This window comes from Duganella sp. Root1480D1 (assembly GCF_001427305.1).
In the GTDB taxonomy this organism is placed as follows: domain Bacteria; phylum Pseudomonadota; class Gammaproteobacteria; order Burkholderiales; family Burkholderiaceae_D; genus Rugamonas.
Genome location: NZ_LMFZ01000007.1, coordinates 322067 through 338837, shown reverse-complemented (window position 1 = coordinate 338837; position 16771 = coordinate 322067). Strand labels below are relative to the sequence as shown.

The 16771-nt window shown below is 62.5% G+C and carries 17 protein-coding genes; 3 read left to right on the top strand and 14 right to left on the bottom strand.

Annotated elements, in window-relative coordinates; all coding sequences use genetic code 11:
* Nucleotides 1–108: 108 nt before the first annotated feature.
* The 4 genes from ASD58_RS10385 to pdxH all read right to left on the bottom strand — a co-directional run bounded on the left by ASD58_RS10385 (nt 109) and on the right by pdxH (nt 3456).
* Complete coding sequence (locus ASD58_RS10385; RefSeq protein WP_057261021.1) at nt 109–396, bottom strand: hypothetical protein; 288 nt, start codon at nt 394–396, stop codon at nt 109–111.
* Between the two features lie 116 nt (nt 397–512).
* Nucleotides 513–1034: an endonuclease V gene (locus ASD58_RS10380; protein WP_057261020.1), complete on the bottom strand. Its 522-nt coding sequence runs from the start codon at nt 1032–1034 to the stop codon at nt 513–515.
* Nucleotides 1035–1044: 10 nt separating this feature from the next.
* Entirely contained in the window at nt 1045–2253 is a 1209-nt protein-coding gene (locus ASD58_RS10375) for a cyclopropane-fatty-acyl-phospholipid synthase family protein (RefSeq protein ID WP_057261019.1), read from the bottom strand.
* 30 nt (nt 2254–2283) lie between these two features.
* Nucleotides 2284–3456: a pyridoxamine 5'-phosphate oxidase gene (gene pdxH, locus ASD58_RS10370; protein WP_307177294.1), complete on the bottom strand. Its 1173-nt coding sequence runs from the start codon at nt 3454–3456 to the stop codon at nt 2284–2286.
* 75 nt (nt 3457–3531) lie between these two features.
* On the opposite strand from pdxH, the gene tcdA reads away from it, so the two are divergent.
* Nucleotides 3532–4371 (top strand): tRNA cyclic N6-threonylcarbamoyladenosine(37) synthase TcdA, encoded by an 840-nt coding sequence (gene tcdA, locus ASD58_RS10365; RefSeq protein ID WP_057261017.1) that lies wholly within the window; start codon nt 3532–3534, stop codon nt 4369–4371.
* A 23-nt stretch (nt 4372–4394) separates the two neighbouring features.
* On the opposite strand, the gene thpR is transcribed toward tcdA, so the two are convergent.
* Nucleotides 4395–4928 (bottom strand): RNA 2',3'-cyclic phosphodiesterase, encoded by a 534-nt coding sequence (thpR, locus tag ASD58_RS10360; protein WP_057261016.1) that lies wholly within the window; start codon nt 4926–4928, stop codon nt 4395–4397.
* A gap of 33 nt (nt 4929–4961) precedes the next feature.
* Here thpR and ASD58_RS10355 point away from each other — a divergent pair, with 33 nt between their 5' ends.
* On the top strand, nt 4962–5486 hold the full coding sequence (locus ASD58_RS10355) for an FKBP-type peptidyl-prolyl cis-trans isomerase (RefSeq protein ID WP_057261015.1): 525 nt from the start codon (nt 4962–4964) through the stop codon (nt 5484–5486).
* A gap of 1 nt (nt 5487) precedes the next feature.
* Here the strand turns inward: ASD58_RS10355 and ASD58_RS10350 are convergent, their stop codons facing one another.
* The 9 genes from ASD58_RS10350 to ASD58_RS10310 all read right to left on the bottom strand — a co-directional run bounded on the left by ASD58_RS10350 (nt 5488) and on the right by ASD58_RS10310 (nt 14781).
* Nucleotides 5488–6810, bottom strand: a complete 1323-nt coding sequence (locus ASD58_RS10350) for a sigma-54 dependent transcriptional regulator (protein ID WP_082565338.1) — start codon at nt 6808–6810, stop codon at nt 5488–5490.
* Complete coding sequence (locus ASD58_RS10345; RefSeq protein WP_057261013.1) at nt 6810–8651, bottom strand: ATP-binding protein; 1842 nt, start codon at nt 8649–8651, stop codon at nt 6810–6812. Before ASD58_RS10345 ends, ASD58_RS10350 begins: the two co-directional genes overlap by 1 nt.
* Before the next feature lie 25 nt (nt 8652–8676).
* The gene (locus ASD58_RS10340; protein WP_057261012.1) at nt 8677–9771 is read right to left on the bottom strand and encodes a porin; all 1095 of its coding nucleotides are present in this window, start codon (nt 9769–9771) and stop codon (nt 8677–8679) included.
* Nucleotides 9772–9796: 25 nt separating this feature from the next.
* A complete protein-coding gene (locus tag ASD58_RS10335; RefSeq protein ID WP_057261011.1) occupies nt 9797–11068 on the bottom strand; it encodes a dicarboxylate/amino acid:cation symporter in 1272 nt (423 codons plus the stop codon).
* Between the two features lie 218 nt (nt 11069–11286).
* Nucleotides 11287–12282, bottom strand: coding sequence for a cation diffusion facilitator family transporter (locus tag ASD58_RS10330; protein ID WP_057261010.1), 996 nt, complete (start codon nt 12280–12282; stop codon nt 11287–11289).
* Entirely contained in the window at nt 12279–12596 is a 318-nt protein-coding gene (locus tag ASD58_RS10325) for a helix-turn-helix transcriptional regulator (protein WP_057261009.1), read from the bottom strand. The genes ASD58_RS10330 and ASD58_RS10325 overlap by 4 nt, the downstream gene beginning before the upstream one ends.
* 117 nt (nt 12597–12713) lie before the next feature.
* Nucleotides 12714–13136 carry a hypothetical protein gene (locus tag ASD58_RS10320; protein ID WP_057261008.1) on the bottom strand — a complete coding sequence of 141 codons (423 nt, stop codon included), beginning with the start codon at nt 13134–13136 and terminating at the stop codon, nt 12714–12716.
* Nucleotides 13136–13864: a hypothetical protein gene (locus ASD58_RS10315; protein ID WP_057261007.1), complete on the bottom strand. Its 729-nt coding sequence runs from the start codon at nt 13862–13864 to the stop codon at nt 13136–13138. The genes ASD58_RS10320 and ASD58_RS10315 overlap by 1 nt, the downstream gene beginning before the upstream one ends.
* A 14-nt stretch (nt 13865–13878) precedes the next feature.
* Nucleotides 13879–14781 (bottom strand): metallophosphoesterase, encoded by a 903-nt coding sequence (locus tag ASD58_RS10310; protein WP_229209949.1) that lies wholly within the window; start codon nt 14779–14781, stop codon nt 13879–13881.
* Between the two features lie 19 nt (nt 14782–14800).
* Between ASD58_RS10310 and ASD58_RS10305 the strand changes: the two genes are divergently transcribed.
* Nucleotides 14801–16768, top strand: coding sequence for a UvrD-helicase domain-containing protein (locus tag ASD58_RS10305; protein WP_057261005.1), 1968 nt, complete (start codon nt 14801–14803; stop codon nt 16766–16768).
* Nucleotides 16769–16771 lie beyond the last annotated feature (3 nt).

The window sequence follows — 16771 nt, the reverse complement described above, 5'->3', positions numbered from 1 at the left end:
AGTCCCTATTCCGGGACAACATCCCAAGACATATTTTCTATGCGCCTGCGGTGCAGGCCCGGGCTTGTCCAACAAACGGTTCAGATCGTGGCTTCGCACGATCTAACCTTATTCGTTAGAACCGAATACCGCCATATGCCAGTACATGATAGGAGCGGCGAACCAAGACTCATTTTTCGTGTTTTTGAATTGAGCAAGCTGAGCCATCGGAATTTCGTAGCGCCAGAACAAAGCCAGAAGGTCGCGAAGCGACGCCTCAGAGATCCGCTTCGACTTCACCACCAGTGTGTCCCGTTCCCAATGCGCCACACAAGGAATTTCACGCGCCCACTCGAACAGATGCTTTTCGTCGAGCTGCGACCCAAATCGAATTCCGGAGCAATCTAGGTAGACCATGAGCTTTCTAACGTGAAATGGACGTCCAATTGACGCTTCTTGCAAATATTATCACGTTGCTCAGAATCAATGATTGCCAACTTAAGAGTCGGCCGCTTGATGGTCAGGTTTCGATTCTATGAAACTTCGCTGGCCATCATGGCATCGCCGCGGCAGCATTGATCGACCAATTTCAGGACGGTAGGCATGCGGTGTTCGCCGTGCATGGCTGCGATATGTCGCTTAGCGGCAACGAGATCGTAGCCTGCCGTGGTGACGTAAAGCGGGCGCTTGCTGTCGCCGCGCAGGACTTCGTACTGTTTGCCGATGCCTGCAAAGGAAGTCTTCGCCACGCCGACGATGGGATATCGTCCCGCCAGGGCATCGAACAAATGTTTTCCCAAGCCAGGCCTGGCTTCGTCATCAAGAAAGACGAAGCCGTCGATAACGATGCAGTCGATTTGCTCATCAACACCCTCCAGGAGCTTGAGGATGCAAGGGAGTTCGCGCTTATAGAATTCTCCAGGCACGTACTCGCCAATGCCGTCGACCCGTGCGGAGACAGTGCGCAAAGGGCGTTCAGAAAGCCAATCCTGGAAGAGTACGCCTGCAGCGAATCCGCAGTCGTCCCGATACTGAACATCGACAGCAAGCAGCATAGTTTTGCGGCTATCCTTTCTGGTACATGTAGCTGCGTGACCAGGGCAGGGTAGAAGGATGCCGCCCCGCCTTACCGCAGACGATTTGATAGAGGCTGATCCAGTCCTGGTCGAAGGCATAGGCGCAGCCGGCGAGGTAAACATGCCAGATGCGGAAGCGCTTGTCACCTGCCAGCTCGCGCACCTTGTCTTCGTGGTCCTCAAAATTCTCGGTCCAGATGGTGCACGTGCGGGCGTAATGTCGGCGCAGGTTTTCAACGTCATACGCTTCTAACTGCCCCTCCTGCATTGCGCGCAGCACTTGCCCGATGTGAGCCAGTTCGCCGTGCGGGAAGACGTACTTTTCAATGAACTCGCCGCCGCCATACGGCGTTTCGCCGTTATCCGGATCGGTCGAGGTGATTCCGTGATTCATTGCCAAGCCATCGTCGGCCAGCAGCTTGTTGATAATTTCAAAGTACTCCACAAGGTGTTTGACGCCTACGTGCTCGAACATGCCAACGCTGGTGATGCGGTCGAAGCTGCCGCGAACATCGCGGTAATCCTGCAAGCGGATTTCGACCAGGTCCGACAGCCCGGCGGCCTGCACGCGTTCCACAGCCAGCGCATGCTGGTTTTCACTGAGCGTGACGCCGACGCAGCGCGCACCGTATTTCTGTGCCGCGCGAATCACCAGCGCCCCCCAGCCGCAACCGATGTCGAGCAGAGTCTGTCCCGGCTGGAGCTGGATCTTGGCCAGGATATGGTCGATCTTCTTGAGCTGCGCGGTGGCCAGGTCCTCGTCGCCATTTTCGAAATAGGCGCAGGAATACACCATGTTCGGGTCGAGGAACTGCTGGTAGAACTCGTTGGATACGTCGTAGTGGTAGCGGATCGCTTCCGCATCGCCCTTGCGGTTGTGGTGGAAGGTACGCGCGATGCGGTCCAGGCTGCTGGTGTCCTTCAATGAGCTGCGCGCGAGGGCATTGACCACCTTGATCATGTCGACCGCGCGCCCGGTCACTTCGATGGCGCCCTCGACATAGGCAGTGCCCAGGCTGGACAGCGATGGCTTGAGCAGGTAGCGCGCCGCGGCTGGACTGGGAACGCGGATCGTCACGCGCGGCGCTTCTTGCGAGAAGTCGAAGCTGCGGCCATTCCACAGCTCGATCCTCAGGGGCAGGGCGACTTGCGGGGCAATGCTGCTGATCCAGCTATTGATGCGGTTTTGTACAAACATGCGCCTGCCCCTTCCCTATAAGAGGACGGATCAGGGCTGGATGCGCTCCTTCTGCCAGCTACCGTCCTGCAAGTTATAGACTATCCTGTCGTGGAAACGCGAGGCGCGCCCTTGCCAGAACTCTACGCGGTCCGGCACCAGGCGGTAACCGCCCCAGTGCTCGGGCCGTTTTGGCTGATCGCCGCTGGCTGCCTCGACAGCGGCATAACTCTCTTCCATTGCTGCGCGGCTGGCGATCGGCCGGCTCTGCTGCGAAGCAATCGCTCCCAGTTGGCTTTTCACCGGGCGGCTGTAGAAATACTTGTCGCTCTCTTCGGCGGAGGTTTTTTCGACGCGGCCTTCGATCCTTACCTGGCGTTCGAGTTCGGGCCAGAAGAACAGGATTGCCGCGTGCGGATTCTCCGCGAGCTGCTGGCCTTTCTGGCTCTGGTAGTTGGTGTACCAGGTGAAGCCGCGCTCGTCGTACTGCTTGATCAGCACGATGCGCGAACTCGGGCGGCCGTTGCTGCCGACCGTGGCCACGCTCATCGCGTTGGGCTCGTTCACCTGCGCCTTCATGGCTTCGTTGAACCACTTGGCAAACTGCGCAATCGGGTCGGCCAGGGTGTCGGCTTCCGACAGGCTGGCGCGGCCATAATCCATGCGCAGGTCTGCCAGGGCGATTCCGCCGGCAATCGCCGCAGGCAGGATGCCGCGGCGCTGCTGCATGGCCTCGCCCAGGATGGTCATCTGGGCGGGACTGAGTATCCGTTTGGCCATGGGCGCGACGTGCGCCTCTTCGGTTTCCATGTGCGCGGTGTACGCTTGTACGAAGCGCTCTACATCGGCAACATTCAATGCCGCGCTGGAACCGTTGGCAATCTTATCAAGTTGCGAATCGAGTATATCCCAGTCGAGATCCATCTGCTTGTGCTGCGCGAGGATTTGCGGACCCAGCCTGGCCAGCAGTGCCGCGTCGTCGCCTTGCGCGGCGGCAGTCAGCAGCGGGAACAGGTCGTTTTCCTCGTCGGCATGATGCAGGTGGGCGGCTTTGTTGAAGTATTTCTGCACGGCCTGCGCGGCTTGCTGGGCAGCGGCATCGGCGCCGTGCTGGGGCAGGTGGCTCAGCAGGTTCTGCAAGGTTTGCAATTGCTTGCGGATCTTGTCGTGGCAGTGCTTCAGGACGGCGATCGGCTGGTCGTAGCCGGGGGCGGTATCAATCAAGGAATTACTCATAGCGCGGGTCTAGTGTACTTGGCAAGAGAAAACATTGTAGCCCGGGTCAGCTAAAATAACGGGATGAATTCCCCGCAAATAGTTGATCCAGTTCTGGAAGATATCGATTTTGACCGCCGTTTCGGCGGCATTGCCCGCCTTTACGGTGAAAAAGCCCTCGCGCGTTTCCGTGGGGCACATGTCTGCGTGATTGGCGTGGGCGGCGTTGGCTCGTGGATCGTGGAGGCGCTGGCGCGCTCGGCGATCGGCAAGCTGACCTTGATTGACCTCGACAATGTGGCCGAGTCGAATATCAACCGCCAGATCCAGGCGCTGTCCGGCACCATTGGCATGGCCAAGATTTCCGCGCTGGCGGAGCGCATTGCCCAGATCAATCCATTCTGCGAAGTAGTGCAGGTGGAGGATTTCGTTACGCCGGATAACCTGGATGAGATGGTGGGAGCGCATCGCTTCGACTATGTGGTGGATGCGATCGATTCGGCCAAGTCGAAGACGGCCCTGATTCACTATTGCCGCAGCAAGCAGATTCCTTTGATTGTGATCGGCAGTGCGGGTGGGCAGACTGATCCGACGCGCATCGAGGTGCGTGATTTGTCCAAGACTGAGCAGGAGCCGCTGCTGAAGAAGGTGCGGCGGCGTTTGCGCAACGAGTACAACTATCCGCCGAATTCGAAGAACAAGCTGGGGGTCGATGCGGTGTTTTCGATGGAGCCGCTGAAGTTTCCCGAGACTGGCGAGGCTTGCACCGTTGACGGCGATGAGAAGGCTGCGACGAAGCCTGGGCTGACGGGCATCAATTGCGCAGGGTTTGGGTCGGCGATGGTGGTGACTGCGACGTTTGGCATGGTGGCGGCGGGGCATTTGCTGCGCAAGCTGGCGGAGCAGGCGGAAATCGTTAACTGATACGCGGCCGCCGCAGGCAAGTGTCAGACACTTGTGTCTGACACTGGTTTACCGGTTTTAGCGACCGGCAGATAACGCCCATCGGCCACCGACTCAACCAGCGCCAATCCTTCCACATTCCACACCACTGGCCTCCCGCTGAATTCGGCGGGCGTTTCCTTCGCCTCGCGCGCCAGCGTGACGTGCGGCTTGAACTCCCCATGTGTCGCAGCGCTGAAACCAGCCGCTTCCAGCCGCGCCATCAGTTCCCCCTGCACCGCCAGCAAGCCCGCCGGCACCTCCCGCATCCCCGTCCACGCAATTCGCGGCCGTTTGAAGTAGCCATAACAATCCACCGTCAACTGCAAAGGCGGTACATGCGTTGCATGCAGGATGTCGAGCAAAACAGGCAAGGCCTCGGCCGGTTGCTGCCCGAGAAACGCCATGGTCAAGTGCAGTTTCTCCGGCGGAATCAGCCGTCCGCGTACTGGTTGTTGCAGCCGCAGCAAGGCCTGGCGGACTTCCGCGTCCGGCCAGAGCGCAAAAAACAGTTTGTGCACAGCTTGTTTTGTTATCATGGCAGCCGCTTTAAAACCACTTAACGAATATACATGAAACGCACTTCGATCCTGTTCGCATTCCTGTGCGCCGCCGGCCTGGCGCAGGCACAGCAGCCTACCCAAGAACCTGCCCAGGCGCAGCCAGCGGCTCCCGTGGCGCAACAAGCTGATGCCGCAGCGTCGGCCCAGCAAGGCCCGATCGTGCCGGGTTCGGCCCAGCCCGGCCCAGCCGCCGAGCAACTGATCATCACCGACCACAAGATCGGCAAGGGCGCCGAAGCCAACGTCGGCAATACTGTCTTCATGCACTACACCGGCTGGCTGTACCGCCCACTGGCCAAGAACCAGCGCGGCCGCCAGTTCGACAGCTCGATTCCACGCGGTGAACCGCTGGACTTCAAGCTGGGCACCGGCAAAGTGATCAAGGGCTGGGACCAGGGCATCGTCGGCATGAAAGTAGGTGGCAAGCGCACCCTGATCATTCCGTCGGAACTGGCTTATGGCTCGCGCTCCATGCCGAACATTCCTGCCAATTCGGCCCTGATCTTCGACGTTGAACTGATGGACGTCAAATAACTCAGCGGTAGTCTTCGGCCGCCAGGGCGTATTTCTGCATCTTGTGGTACATGGTCTGCTTCGGCAGGCCCAGCGCGGTACAGGCGGCGGCGACGTTGCCGTCGGCCGCGCGCAGCGCCTGTTCTATCAGCATACGTTCGAAGGCGCCGACCTGGTCTGCCAGGGTGGCAGGCGCCATGCTCTCGGCCGCAGCCGACAGGCCCAGCACGAAGCGGTCCGCCGCATTGCGCAACTCGCGCACATTGCCGGGCCAGTCCTGCGCCATCAACTGCTGCATGTGCGCGGCTGGCACCACGGGACAGGGGCGCTTGTAGCGCGCTGCCGCGTCCATCATGAAGTGCTCGAACAGCAGCGGGATGTCTTCGCGCCGCTCGCGCAGCGGCGGGATATGCAGCACGATCAGGTTCAGGCGGTAATACAGGTCGCTGCGGAACTTGCCCTGGTCGGAAAATTCCTTCAAGTCTTCCTTCGAGGCGGCAATCACGCGTATGTCCAGCGGCACCGGCGCGTTTGAGCCCAGGCGCTGGATCGAGCGCTCCTGCAGCACGCGCAGCAACTTGACCTGCATTGCCAGCGGCAGGCTTTCAACTTCATCCAGGAACAGCGTGCCGCGGTCGGCATGCTCGATTTTGCCGACCTGTCGCTTGGCGGCGCCGGTGAAGGCGCCTTGCTCGTGGCCGAACAGCTCGCTCTCGAAAATGGTCTCGGGAATGGCGCCGCAGTTGAGCGGCACATAGTGGTGCTTGCTGCGCTCGCTGAACTGGTGCAGGCAGCGCGCCACCAGTTCCTTGCCGGTGCCGGTTTCGCCGTAAATCAGCACATCGGCCGGCTGGCCGGCCACGTCGAGGATCACCTGGCGCAGGGCGCGCATGGCGGGCGTGTTGCCCAGCAGGCAGGCTTCGATGCCCTCGCTGTGTTCGAGCTTCTGGCGCAGCGCGCGCACTTCCAGTTGCAGGCGGCGTTTGTCGGTCGCGCGCCGTACCACCTCGGCCAGTTGTTCCGAAGAATAGGGCTTCTCAAGGAAGTCGTAAGCGCCATCGTGCATGGCCTGCACCGCCATTGAAATGTCGCCGTGGCCGGTGACCAGGATCACCGGCAGCTCCGGGTCGATGGCACGCGCCGTTGCCAGCAGCTCCAGGCCGCTCATGCCGGGCAGGCGCACGTCGCTCACCAGCACGGCCGCGCTGTTCGCCTGCAGCAGCTCGGCGACCGGCTCGGCACTTTCGAAGCTGCTCACGGTAAAATCTGCCAGCTCCAGCGCCTGTGCGCTGCCGGCGCGCACGGTCGGGTCGTCTTCGACCAGCAGCACTTGTATATTGTCCATCATGTCTCCTGCGCCGCTTTTAATTCGATCACGAAGCAGGCGCCGGCACTGGCCTGTTCCGCTCTTAAGCTTCCGCCGAAATCGCGGATGATTTGTTCTGAAATGGCCAGGCCAAGCCCCAGGCCTTCGCCTTGCGGCTTGGAGGTGTAGAAGGGTTCGAACAGCCGCGCGCGCGCTTCGTCGCTGAGGCCGGGGCCGCTGTCGGCCACGCGGATCTGCACGCGGCCTGGCTTGCTGCTCACTTCCAGCACCAGCTCGCGTACCGCGCAGCCGGCCATCGAGTCGAGCGCGTTGGTCATCAGGTTGAGCAGTACTTGCTCCAGGCGGTTGCTGTCGCACAGCGCATAGATATCGGCCTGGTCGATGCGCAACTGGAAGGTGACTTTGTCGAGCTGGATGCGGCGCTCCACCAACACCAGGGCATTCGAGATCGAGGTGTGGATCGACACCGGCCCCAGTTCCGCATTCGACTTGCGGGCAAAGCCCTTCAGCTTGCCGGTGATGGTGCCCATGCGCGCCACCACCTGCGAAATGGTCTTCAGGTTGCTGCGCACGTCGTCCATGCGGCCGCGCTCGAACAGCAGCACGGCGTTGTCGGACATGGTGCGCAGCGCCGTCAGCGGCTGGTTCAGTTCATGCGTGATGCTGGCCGACATCTGCCCCAGCACCGCCAGTTTGCCGGCCTGGAACAGCTCGTTCTGCGTGATCTGCAATTGTTGCTCGGCCTGGCGCCGCACGTCGACTTCCTTGCTCAGGTCCTGCGTCATGCGCGCCAGGCTGGCGGTACGCTCGGCGACCATGCGCTCCAGTTCTTCCTTGGCCCGCAAGCGCTGGCGCCAGTACAGGAACAGCAGCACCAGGAAGCCATACGCCAGCAGCGCAAACAGGAAAGCCACGCTGGCATTGCCGCGCGCTGCGTTCAGGTCGGACAGGTAGATGAAAGTCCAGTCGCGCGGCGACAGCGAGCGGGTTTGCGCCAGCATCAGCGGCGTGGTGGCCGCGGCTGGGGCATTGCTGTCGCGGATCACCAGCAGGCGGTTGCCGTTGGCCAGCGCCTCGTCGTGCTTCAGCGTCAGCGGCGGCAGCGCCTGCGCGAAGTATTGGCGGGTTTGTTCCAGCTCGGCGCGCACGCCTGCCGACAAGGGTTTCAGTGCCTTGAATTTCCAGGCCGGGTCCGAGCTGAGAAAGATCACGCCATTCGGGTCCACCAGCGCCACCTTGTCGCTGCCCTGCGTCCAGCTCCGCTGTTGGCTTTCGATGCTGACCTTGATGGCCGCCACGCCCAGCATGCGGCCATCCTTGTAGATCCCGTGCGCATAGAAGTAGCCCGGCTCCAGGCTGGTCGTGCCCACGCCGTAAAAGCCGCCAGGGCGGCCGCGCAGCGCATTGCGGATATACGGGCGGAAGTTGACGTCGTCGCCAATAAAGCTGTCGCGCTGGCGCCAGTTGCTGGCGGCCTGGGTGCGGCCCTGCAGGTTGACGATGTAGATATTGCTGGATTCGGCCTTCTTGTTCAGGCCTTCCAGGTATTCGTTGACGCTGTTGCGCGCATCCTCGTCGCCGGGATTTTCCAGCAGCCGCACCACATCCTTGTCCAGCTCCAGCATGCGCGGCACCAGGTCGTACTTGTCGAGCAGGTTTTCCAGGCTGGTGGCGTACACCTCCAGCCGTTGCGCTCCCGCTTCGCGCAGGCGCTCGGTGGTCGCGCTGTCGGCCCACCAGTACGCCAGGTAGGGCAGGGCCAGGCCAGCCAGCAGCACCAGGCCCCATAAAGTACGGACGTGTTGGGCCTGGCGCGGCTGCGCCTGCGAGCTTGTGGTGATGTCGGACTGGATTGGCATAAAAGCCAACTATAACAAACCTTGCTTACAGTTGATGGCGCAACCCCAGGTTAAAAGCGCGGCTGCCCTTGCCGTCGTCGGTGGCATTGCCGACTGTGAAAGGCGCGCCATTCTGTCCGTTGATGCTGCCATAGGCAGCGTACAGGTCGGTGCGCTTGGACAGCGAGTACAGATAAGCCAGGCCATATTGGCGCGCATCCTGGTCGGCTGCGCTGCGGTCCATATGCTGCACCACCGAGCCGGCAAAACTGTGCGGCCCGAAGGTCGCGCACAGGCCCAGCACCACGTCGCGGCTGGAAGCGCCAGGAACGCCGATGGTGCCGCTGGTGATGATGCTGGTGGCGCTGGTAATGGTGCCGGTCGTGCCGGCTGCACCGTTCGACAGCGTGCTGCTGCCGCCGCCGCCTACCGTGCCCATGCCGCGGTTGAAGGCATAACCCGCGTGCAGCTGGTAGTTGCCCAACTTGTAGCGCGCTGCCAGCAGGGTGTTGTGGGCATGCAGGCCGGCGCTGGTGCTTTCGCGGCGGAAGTGCGAGACCGACAGCGCCAATGGACCTGCGTCGTAATCCAGCGCAGCGCTCAGGGCGCGCTTACGGGTGCTGTCGCCTGCCACTTCGCCCGCGCTGTACGCCAGCTCGGTCGAGAAGCCCGCCAGCTTGGGCGAGGCGTAGAGCAGCGAATTGTCCATGCGGCGGTTAGGCACCATCAGGTTGGTAGCCTGCCCTGCCAGGCCATCGGCGAAGGGATCGGCGATATCGCGCAGGGCCTTGTAATACGGCGAGTACTGGCGGCCGGCGCTGATGGTGCCAAGCGGGCTGCCGAGCGAGACGAAGGACTGGCGGCCGAATGTCAGGCCGCCCTGGCCGGAGGCGCCGGTATCCATCGCAAAGCCGCTCTCGACGACGAAGCTGGCCGACAGGCCATTGCCCAGGTCTTCCATGCCCTTGAAGCCAATGCGCGAGCCGGAGGCGACGCCGCTGCTTACATTACTGGTATTGCCGGCGGCCCCGCCGCGTTCGAGCACGATGCCGGCATCGGCCACGCCGTAGATTTTGACGGAAGATTGGGCGTGCGCGCTGCAGCAGGCCAGGGCCAGCAGGGTGGTGGCAGTGTATTTCATTGGGGTTCTCCTGAGGTTGTTGTTCTTAGGCGGCGCGGATGTAGCTATGCTCGTCCGCTTGTTCTTCTGCGCCGAGCGCGCCTTCCCACTTCGCCACGACGGCGGTAGCGATGGCGTTGCCGACAGCGTTGGTGGCCGAACGGCCCATGTCGAGGAACTGGTCCACGCCCATCAGCAACAGCAGGCCTGCTTCCGGGATGTGGAATTGGGTCAGCGTGGCGGCGATCACCACCAGTGAAGCGCGCGGCACGCCGGCCATGCCTTTGGAGGTCAGCATCAACAGCAGCAGCATGGTGACCTGGGTGCCGAGCGACAGGTCGATGCCGTAAGCCTGGGCGATGAACAGCACGGCGAAGGTGCAATACATCATCGAGCCGTCCAGGTTGAAGGAATAGCCCATCGGCAGAACGAAGCTGGAAATGCGGCGCTGCACGCCGAACTTGTCCAGCGCGACCAGCAGTTTTGGATAGGCCGCTTCCGAGCTGGCGGTGGAAAAGGCCAGCAGGAATGGTTCGCGGATCAGGCCCACCAGCCGCAGTACACGCGGACCCAGCACGGCAAAGCCGGCGCCGATCAGCAGGACCCACAGGCAGAACAGGCCAAGGTAGAAGCCGCCCATGAACTTGGCGAAAGTGGCCAGGATGCCGAGGCCGTTGGTGGTGACCACCGAAGCCATGGCGGCAAACACCGCCAGCGGGGCCATGCCCATGATGGTGCCGGTGATGCGCAACATTACCTGCGCCAGTTCGTCGACCACGTCCAGCAAGCGCTTGCCGGATTCGCCCAGCGCACCCAGCGCTGAACCGAAGAAGATCGAGAACACCAGCACTTGCAGAATCTCGTTATTGGCCATGGCCTCGATCGGCGACTTCGGCACCACGTGGGTGACGAAGTCCTTCAGCGTGAAGGCCGAGGTTTTCAAGCCAGTGCTGGCGTCGATGGCGGGCAGCGGCAGGCCAAGGTTGGTGCCGAGCTGCATCAGGTTCGACAGCAGCATGCCCAGGGCCAGCGAGAACAGCGAGGCAACGATGAACCAGGCGAAGGCCTTGGCGCCAATGCGGCCGGCGGCCTTGCCGTCGCTCAGGTTGGCGATGCCGACAGTCAGGGTGGAGAACACCAGTAGCGCGATGATCATCTTGATCAGGCGCAGGAAGATGTCGGTCACCAGCGAGATATGGGCCGAGATGTCGGCGGTGAGTTTTTTGTCAGGGAATACCGTGTGACAGGCGTAGCCGACGGCGATGCCAAGCAGCATCGCGAACAGGATGTAGAGGGTGAGGGGGCGCTTCTTTTGCATTCCGGTCTCCGTTGTGTAGGTCCCCGCGTTTCTGGCGGGGTCCTGGCTCAACAGCAAGCCGTGTGCCCGCTGTCATTGCGCGGGACGGAGGCCGGTAAGTGATTGATTTATAAGCCTGCCGGCATATTAATGATGCGGGCAGGCAATTTTTTCGTCCGAAAGCTTGGACGGGCTGGCGGGGCTATGTATGGGTTTTTGGCCCGGGCCGGTACTGGGGCTTAATGGGCATGGCCATGGTGGTGGTCATGATCGTGATCATGGTCGTGCTTTTCTTCGAGCGCATGGTCATGGCCTTGCAGGCAGCACTCGTGCTGGGTGGTACCCTGCTCGGTCTGCAGCGTAGTGTGGTGGATGCCGAACTGCTCCTTCAACTGGCTGGCGATGTTGTCGATGGCGGCATCGCCCGGATAACCGCCCGGCATGACCAGGTGGCAGGTCAGCGCCACGTCGGTGGTGCTCATCGACCAGATATGCAGGTCGTGCACGCCTGTCACGCCGGGGCTGGCCAGCAGGAATTTCTCCACCTCAGCCGCATCGACATTGCCCGGCACTGCGCCCAGGGTCATATCCAGCGCCTCGCGCAGCAGCGACCAGGTGCTCTTCATGATCAGCACCACGATCACCAGCGATACTGCCGGGTCGATCCACGCCCAGCCGGTGTACATGACCACCAGGCCGGCGATCAGCACGCCCAGCGAGATGGCCGCATCGGCTGCCAGGTGCAGGTAGGCGCCGCGGATATTCAGATCGTCCTTGCTGCCCTTCATGAACAGCCAGGCCGAAATGCCATTGACGGCAATGCCGATGCCAGCAACCACGGAGACGGTCAGCCCCGCCACAGGCGTCGGCGCCATCAGACGCTGGAACGCGCCCCAGGCAATGGCCCCGGTGGCCGCCATCAGCAGCATGCCATTGAACAGCGCCGCCAGGATCGAGCTGCTGCGCAAGCCATAGGTGTAGCGGCCGGACGGCTCGCGCTTGGCCAAGATGGCGGCACCCCAGGCCAGGATCAGGCTCAGTACATCCGACAGGTTATGGCCGGCATCGGCCATCAGCGCGGTGGAATTGGCCAGGAAGCCGTAGAAGAACTCAATGGCGACAAAGGCCGCGTTGAGCGCAATAGCGATGGCGAAGGCACGGCCGTGGCCTACTTCGCCGTGATGGTGGTGATGATGGCCGTGGTCGTGGCCATGTCCGTGGTGATGGGCGCTCATTGTTCGTTACCGTTGGATGGTTCGGCGATGTGTTCCAGCATATCGCGCAGGACGCCGCTGATATGCGCATCAGCGGTGGAATAGAAGACTTGCTTGCCCTGGCGCTCGGATTTGACGATACGGGCCGCGCGCAGCAGGCGCAAGTGGTGGCTGACCAGCGACGAGCTCAGTTGCAGCGAGCCCGCGATATCGCTGACCGCGATCGGCTGCTCCAGGCAAGCCAGCACGATACGCAGCCGGGTTGAATCCCCCAGCAAATGGAACAGATCCGCCAGCTCCGCGACGGAAGCATCGTTGTCAGAATAGATAGCCATAGCAAACAAATGAATAGGTATTCACATGTTAGCATGAAAGTCGGGGTCAGCTCCGGCAATCGGACAAAAATTTCACATGTGAAATTTTTGTCCGATTGCCGGAGCTGACCCCGACTTTTATTTCGAGAGTTCGGCTTCGAAGGCGGCGCGGGTCTTGGCGTCGAGGGTCTGCAGGGCGCGCTCGAGCTTGGCGGGCGGGATGCCGGCGGGCTTGCTGAAGAGGGCTTGGCCGATCAGCACCAGGGCGGCGGTCAGGACAGCTACGCCGGCGGCGGCTGCCAGCAGGCGCAGTTCGCGGCGCGAAAACGGTTCGTGCGAGGTGGGGATGGGGCGGGCGCCTGGTGGGGGCACGTAGGCGGCACCTGGCGTGGCCGTCGCCGGCGCGTGGGCGCCATCGAGCCGCGCCAGGTGGCGTTCGACCACTTCTTCTAGCACCGCTTCGTTCAGGGCCACCAGGGCGAAGATCGGGTCGTCGACATCGACCTTGATGCCGGTCTTTTCAAACACATGCAGGCGCAGTTTCTGCGGATCGAGGGCCATTACCAGTCCACCAGGTCGAGTTGTTCGAACAGGTCGCGGAAGACGACCTTGATGCGCTGCTTTTCCATCACATTGAATTTGTCGCTGGCCTTCACTTCGTCCACCGTCAGGCGGCCCGTATTCATCTTCTTGACGTCGGCACCGAAGGTGTCGGCGTTGCGCGCGCTCAGCACGATGCGGCCGCGCACGCGCTGCGAGTTGTCGGCGTAGGTCTGCGATTCGAGGAAGGACTTGCCGGACGCCGATTGCAACAGGCCGAAATGCTCGTTCTCCCACAGCACCAGCGGCACCTGGGTCGACTTGGCTGTCGTCACGAAGCCCATCGCCGTGTCGTGCAGCGTGTCGCCGCCGCCCACGATGGTGTGGATGTACACCTTGCGCCCCGATTCCTCCAGCAGGTTGAAGCAGTCGTTCTCAATCAGGTAGGCCATCAGCGGCGAGAAGGTGTTGGCGCCATTGTCGATCACGCAGTTGCCGTCCGTTTCCAGGATGTCGATCATCAGCGCGTCGAAGCGCTTGGGATCGATGGTGCGCGATTCGGTCATCACGGGCACATGCTTCACGTCCAGCGCCTTGTAGCGCGAGAAGGTGGTGTTTTCCTGGTCGGTGTCGTAGCAGCGCAGCGGGGTCTCGCTCTTGGCCTGCAGCCATTGCGCGAGGATGGTCGATACATACGTCTTGCCGATACCGCCCTTGCCCTGCAGGACGAAGTGAACCGTGTTTTGCATTGATGCTCCTGTTATCAGTGACAGTTGGCCGTGCCGCTGTCACGGGCCTCCTGCTGCGGGGGCTCCGGCGCCGTTTTCGGTGGGACCGGCAGGAACTCCCATTCGTAGCTGTTTTCCTTCAAAACCAGTTTCAGCACACCGGTACGCCAGTTGGAACGCGCTTCGCTTTGCTCATTCAGCCACAGGAAGGGTGTCAGCATGGCGCCGCCGGTGCCGACCACGAACTGGCGCACGCCGCGCGCGGCATCGGGCTGCGCGTCGGCATCCATCGGCGCCAGGCGCTCGTAGTCGTGGTCATGCCCGGACAGGACCAGCTCGACGCCGGCTGCGTGCAGTGCGCGCCAGATGTCCTGCATCTTGCTGGTCGGGGTGTGCCCGCCAGAACTATACATGGGCGCGTGCCAATAGGCCAAGGTGCAGCGCGCCTTGCTGGCAGCCAGGTCGTCTTTGAGCCACAGGAGCTGGCGCTGGTGGTCGGCGGTTTTCAGGTCGCTGTTCAGGGAGATGAAATGCCAGCCGCCCTTGTCGAAACTGTAATAACCGCGGCCGGGCGGGCCGGCCAGTTCGCCGAAGTACTCGAAATAGCCGGTAGCCTTGCCGCTGGTGTATTCGTGGTTGCCGGGCGTGGGGCGGGTGCGCGCCTTGAACTGGCCCCAGGTGGGGGCGTAACAGTCCTTGAATTCGGCGGCCGCGCCACTTGGGTAGGTATGGTCGCCCAGGGAGAGGATCAGGGCCTGCGGGTCGCCTTTGTCGATGAGGGCGGCGGTTCCGGCGGCGCCGGAGTCGGCGGCGCGATTGTAGCGGCAATCGGCGATGTCGCCGGCGGCGTACACCGTCAGCGGTGGCGCCGCATGCCCCACGGCCGGGGCGGCGAGGGCGGCTGCGGCGGCCAGCCAAGGTAGAATGCGTGTTTTCATTGGCACCATTTGAACAGGCATGCGAGTTTCACCATCCAGCGAGCAGGAAGCGATCCTGAAGTCCCGCGCCCAGACCTTGATGATCGAGGCGCGCGCCGGGACAGGCAAGACTACCACGCTGTCCATGCTGGCGGCACAGGAACCGGGTGTCGTGCTGGGCCTGTGCTTCTCGGAAGGGGCGCGCCAGCGCTTCTACGAAAAGCTGGCGCAGGAATGTCCTGACCGCAAAGTACAGGTGCTGACGGTGGAAGCGCTGGCGCGGTCGCAGCTTACCCGTATCGCGGAACACGGCAACTGGCTCGACCTGCCGGAGCGCTGGTCCAGCCTGGAGCAGATGCGCCCGATGCTGGTGGCAGCCGCCAATACGATCTGGCAGCGCCACGAAGGCCGCTACACGGAATTCGACTTCGACTTCGAACGCAGCACCCAGCGCGTGGAAATGATGCTGCAGTTGCTGGCGCAGATGAAGGCCACCCTGGCCACGCTGCGCTTCGAGGATGAAGTCTTCGACGATTTCACCTTCGACGAATTGTGCAATGAATTCCAGTTGGAAGACCGCGAGATCGTGGAAATCTTCCATGAGTTCGAGCGCCGCCGCCAGCCGCAGGCCGGCCATATCCTGTGGCAGGCGCCGGTCGATTACGCCACCGACCTGGTTTCCATCCTGCGCCGTTTTCCGGAAGCGGTGCACGACATGCCGCAGGCCAACCTGCTGCTGGTCGACGAGTGGCACGACGTGAACGCAGCCGAATTCGAATTGCTGCAACTGTTCCGCCGCAACGCGCGGCTGGTGGTGGTGGGCGACCGGCACCAGGTGATCAATGCTGAACGCGGCGCCGACCCTCGCTTTTCGGGCGGCGGTTTCGAGCTGGCCTTCCCCAATGCGGAGCGGCTGCCGTTGTCGCAGTCGCGCCGCTGCGGCGTGTCGCTGAAAAAGCTGCTGGAACGCGCGGTGCCGAAATGCGGTTTCGAATCGCACCCGGATACCTATTCCGAAGTGCGCCACGTCGAATACGACCATGCCGACCCGCAGGCCTGCGCCGGCGCCGTTGTCGCCAAGGCGAAGGAGCTGGCGCTCGGTCCCGGCCTGGCCATCATCCTGCGCGAAGTCGACCAGAGCGTGGAAATCGAAAACGCGTTGCTGGACGCCGGACTGCCCTACAACTGCGACGGTTTCGCCTCCTACCTCAAGCGCCCGGAAATCATGGCCTTGCGCGCCCTGCTGCACGTCGCCAGCGGCGACTACAGCACGTTGAAAGCGGACAAGGAAAGCTGCGAACTGATGGTCGACGGCCTGCAAACCTATTTCTCCGTATCGGGCGACCGCCGCGACTACGAGTCCAGCCACGCCATGTACGGTTCCGGAGACGCCTACCAACAGCAGAAAGACGCCGTGGTACGCGACCCGGAAACCCTGGAATTCATGTTCAGCGGCCTGCTGTGCGCCGAGCAGCATTACGACAACGGGGCCACCCGGCGCTGGAAGCAGCGCCTGGCCGACGTGCTGGCGCAGATGAAGGCGCAGGCCGCAACGGCCAGCGCCGCGCAATTGCTGGAACTGGCCAGCACCGGCCTGGACCTGCCGGCCGCCACCCGCCGCACCTTCGTCAAGCGCGCCCACGCCGACTCGGTGCTGCGCACCCTGCGCGCCTTCATGGATTTCGCCCGGCGCCAGGGCGATGCCAAGGCGCCGGCCTTCCTCGAAGAACTGCGGCGCCGCCAGGTGGCAACGCGCGGCAAGCCGGCGGCACGCGGCGGCGCCGGCAAAGCGCTGGCGCTGGCCACCGTGCAGTCGGCAAAGGGAAGGGAATGGCAGCAGGTGCTGCTGCCGTATATGGAAGAGGGCCAGTTCCCGCGCGCCACCCGCAATGGGGATGAATACGCCGAGGAACGGCGCTACCTGTACGTAGCGATCAGCCGCGCCATCGGCGGCCTGACCCTGTTTGAACCCGCTGCGGCGGAGCGCCGCAGCGGCCTGCTCGCCTAATCA